We start from the raw sequence: 3501 nt of genomic DNA, 5'->3' as shown, positions 1-3501 counted from the left end.
GCCGCCGATCACGCTCCGGCCCTGCGCGCCCGGCTGCTCACCGAGGCGGCCGGGCGGAGCTGGGCGGTCGGCCGGCCGGACCGGGCCCGGGCCATGCTGGAGCGTGCGCTGCGTCTGCCCGCCGGTGACGTCGCCCGCGGCCGGGCCATGCTGCTGCTGGGCACCCTCCAGTCCCAGACCGGGGTGATCACGGACGCCGTGGAATCGCTGGCCCATGCCGCGCGGCTGCTGCACCGGCACGAGCCGGGCACCGCCCGGGAAGCCGCCCGCCGGGCCACCGAGGCCGCCTGGGCCGGGGGCACCGTCACCCCGCCGGTGCCCGGTCTCCGCCCGGCGGCGGACGCCCCCGGGCCCCACGGCGGCGAGGGCTGCCACGACGACTACGTCGAGGGGGTGGCGCTGGCCGTCAGGGGGCGGCTGGACGCCGCCCTGGAGCCGCTGCGCCGGGAGACGGAGCGAGGCCGGTCCTCCCGCGACCCGGCCGGCCTGATGCGGGCCGCGGTCGCCGCCGTCATCCTGGGCGAGGTCGGCCGGTCCCGGGTCCTCGCCGCGCACGCCCTGGCCACCGCCCGCCTGCTCGGCATGCGGCTGCTGGAGGCCAACGGCCTGGAACTGCTCGCCTACGCCGAACTCCGCTCGGGCCGGCACGGGGCGGCCCGCTCCCACGCCCAGGAGGGCCTGCGCGCCGCGCACCGCACCGGCCAGCGCAACATGGCCGCCCATCTGCACGCCATCCTGGCCATGGCCGCCGCCATGGACGGCGACCCGGAGAGCACCGCCCGGCACGCCGCCGCGGCCTCCGCGTACGCCGGGCCGCACGGGCTGCGCGCCGCCGACACCCTGGCCGCCTGGAGCCTGGCCCGCTGCGACCTGGCCCGGGGCCGCTGGGACGAGGCCGCGGCGCGGCTGGAGCCGCTGATCCGGCCCGGTCCCGGCCAGGGACATCCGGCGCTGCGGATGCTGGCCACCCCGTGCCTGATCGAGGCCGTGGTGCTGTCCGGACGGCCGCGCCGCACCGCCCAGTCGGCGCTGGCCGTCTACTCCCGCTGGGTGGCCGTCACCGCCGACCCGCAGGCCCCGGCGCAGCTGGCCCGCTGCCGGGCGCTGCTGGCCGGGCCGGAGGAACAGCCCCGGCTGTTCGCCCGCGCACTGGATGCGCACCGCCGGGCCGACAGCGACTTCGAGCGGTCCCGCACCCAGCTGCTGCACGGCATGCTGCTGCGCCGGCACCGCCGCCCGGGGGCGGCCCGGGAGGTGCTGCGGGACGCGCTGGTCGGTTTCGAGCGGTGCGGCGCCGAGGCGTGGGCCGAGCGGGTGCGTGCCGAACTGCGGGTGGGCGGGGAGACCCCGGGGGAGGGCGGACCGCCCGGGCTCTCCCGGCTGGCCGGGCTCACCCCGCAGCAGCTCCGCATCGCCCGGCACGTGGCGGAAGGGGCCACCAACCGGGAGGTCGCGGCCCGGCTGGCGGTGAGCCCGCGCACCGTGGACCACCATCTGCGGAACGTGTTCAGCACGCTGGGCATCCGCTCCCGGGTGGAGCTGACCCGCCTGCTGACGACCGCGGACGCCCCCCGCTGACCCCTGCCGGGGGCATCGCCGCCCCCGCCCCGCCGGGCCCGGCGGTCCCGGCGGGGCCCGCACCGGGGCTGCGTCGTGGTGCGCGGCGGGATTGTTTCCGCCGGTTTGCCCGATCGTGATGTGTGAGCGGCCGGGTGCGCTGGGTCACCCGGGCTGTTCAGCGGCCCTGCGTCCGCTCCGGGGTGCGGGAAATCTCCGACAGGTCCCGTCGCCGGGGTGGAATCGGGCGGATTACTGCGCCATGATGCGGTGACCTACTGGTCGGTATGTCGTCCGTCGCCCCCTGCCACGGAGCCGGATCACCGGCCGGGTCTCACCATCATCCCGCTTGTCCCGCCATGGGTGCACGAGCCGCCCGCACCGCCCCGAAGAGGTGGAGGTCCGCGATGCAACCACTTGTCCGTACCCGGGAGCGCGCAACCAGACCACCGGCCCTGGCGACACCCGCCGAACGCTCCGCCCCCGCGCCCGGCCGCACCGAGACGGCCCGCCGGCGCGCCGGGACCATGACCCTGACCCAGCCCTCCTCCCCGGCCGCTCCCGGTGCGGCCGCACTGCCCGGGGGCAGCGGCGCCGCCGGCCGCAACATCGAGTCCATCGCCGTGCTGCGCCGCACCGCCAAGCTGCTGATGCACCGGCTGCCGCAGTTCACCGACCAGGTGGTGGAGCTGATCAACCAGCAGGAGCCCGCCTACCGCTCCCCGGTCGTGGACTCCGACGTGCTCTGGCACGAGGTGCACCGCTCGCTCCGGCACAGCGTCGGCTGCCTGATCAACCCGCAGGAGCTGCGCGACGCCGCCCGCCGCTGCACCTGGCGGATCGGTGCCGACCGGGCCCGCCAGGGCCTGCCGCTGGACGCCCTGCTGCACGCCTTCCGGCTCGGCGGCGGCGCGGTCTGGCGGGAACTGCTGGACATCGCCGCCCAGCGCGAACCGGAGTCCATGCGGCTGCTGGTCCATGTGGCCGGTGACGTGTGGAACTTCGTGGACGAGCACTGCTCCATCGCGGCCGAGGCGTACCGGGCGACCGAGCGGGAGATGGCCTGGCGGCGCGAGAACCGGCTGCGGCTGATGACCGAGGCGCTGCTGGAGGGCACCGCCCGGGTCTCCGACCTGCCGGACATCGCCGCCGCCCTGGACATGCCCGAGCGCGGCCGGTACGCGGTCGCCGCGGTGGCCGGCCCCCGCCGGGCCGCACTGCACGGCGGCCCCGGCCAGTCGGCCGGCCTGGTCTGGCACCGCACCGAGACCGCCGACTTCGCGATCGCCCCGGTCGCCGAGGGCGGCCCGGAGAAGCTGGCCGAGGAGCTGCGCGGCCGCACCGGCACGGGCGTGCGGGTCGGCATCAGCCCGGCCGTGGACGGTCTGGCGGCGGTCGGCGAGGCCCGGCAGCTGGCCGAGAAGGCGCTGGCCGCCTGCCCGGCGGACGGCCGGGTGGCGCTGCTGGAGGAACACCTGGCCGCGGCCCTGGTGGTGTCCTCCCCGGAGCTGGGCTCGGTGCTGACCGAGCGGGTGCTCGGGCCGCTGCTGCGGCTGGAGCCCATGGACCGCGATCTGCTGCTGGAGACGCTCACCGCCTGGCTGGAGTGCGACGCCTCGGCGCAGCGGGCCGGTGAGCGGCTGTCNGGAGACGCTCACCGCCTGGCTGGAGTGCGACGCCTCGGCGCAGCGGGCCGGTGAGCGGCTGTCCTGCCACCGCAACACCGTGCTCAACCGGCTGCGCCGCTACGAGCGGCTCACCGGCCGGTCGCTGGCCAGCCCGCGGGAGACGGCCGAACTGTCGCTCGCCCTCACCGCGCACCGGATGCTGCGCATCCCCTGAGCCACGGGAAGCGCCCGTACCGCCGCGCGGCCCCGCACGCCCGCGCGGCCCCGCGTGGCCGTGCGCGGCCCCGCACGGCCCGCGTTCCTCCGGCGCCGCCGG

3 protein-coding genes are annotated in these 3501 nt (G+C 77.8%); all 3 read left to right on the top strand.

Features of this window, described 5'->3' with window-relative positions; genetic code table 11:
* Positions 1-1578 (top strand): LuxR family transcriptional regulator (locus GQS09_RS30520; protein WP_279577807.1); only part of this gene is annotated, 1578 nt, incomplete at its 5' end.
* A gap of 386 nt (positions 1579-1964) precedes the next feature.
* On the top strand, positions 1965-3257 hold the full coding sequence (locus tag GQS09_RS31140; RefSeq protein WP_399552624.1) for a PucR family transcriptional regulator: 1293 nt from the start codon (positions 1965-1967) through the stop codon (positions 3255-3257).
* Positions 3190-3399 (top strand): helix-turn-helix domain-containing protein, encoded by a 210-nt coding sequence (locus GQS09_RS30835; protein WP_313896378.1) that lies wholly within the window; start codon positions 3190-3192, stop codon positions 3397-3399. The genes GQS09_RS31140 and GQS09_RS30835 overlap by 68 nt, the downstream gene beginning before the upstream one ends.
* Positions 3400-3501: the final 102 nt, after the last annotated feature.

It is taken from the genome of Streptomyces sp. YIM 98790 (genome assembly GCF_011421595.1).
Lineage (GTDB): Bacteria > Actinomycetota > Actinomycetes > Streptomycetales > Streptomycetaceae > Streptomyces.
Note: the sequence above shows the minus strand (reverse complement) of the source record. Positions and strands in the feature narration are given on the sequence as shown.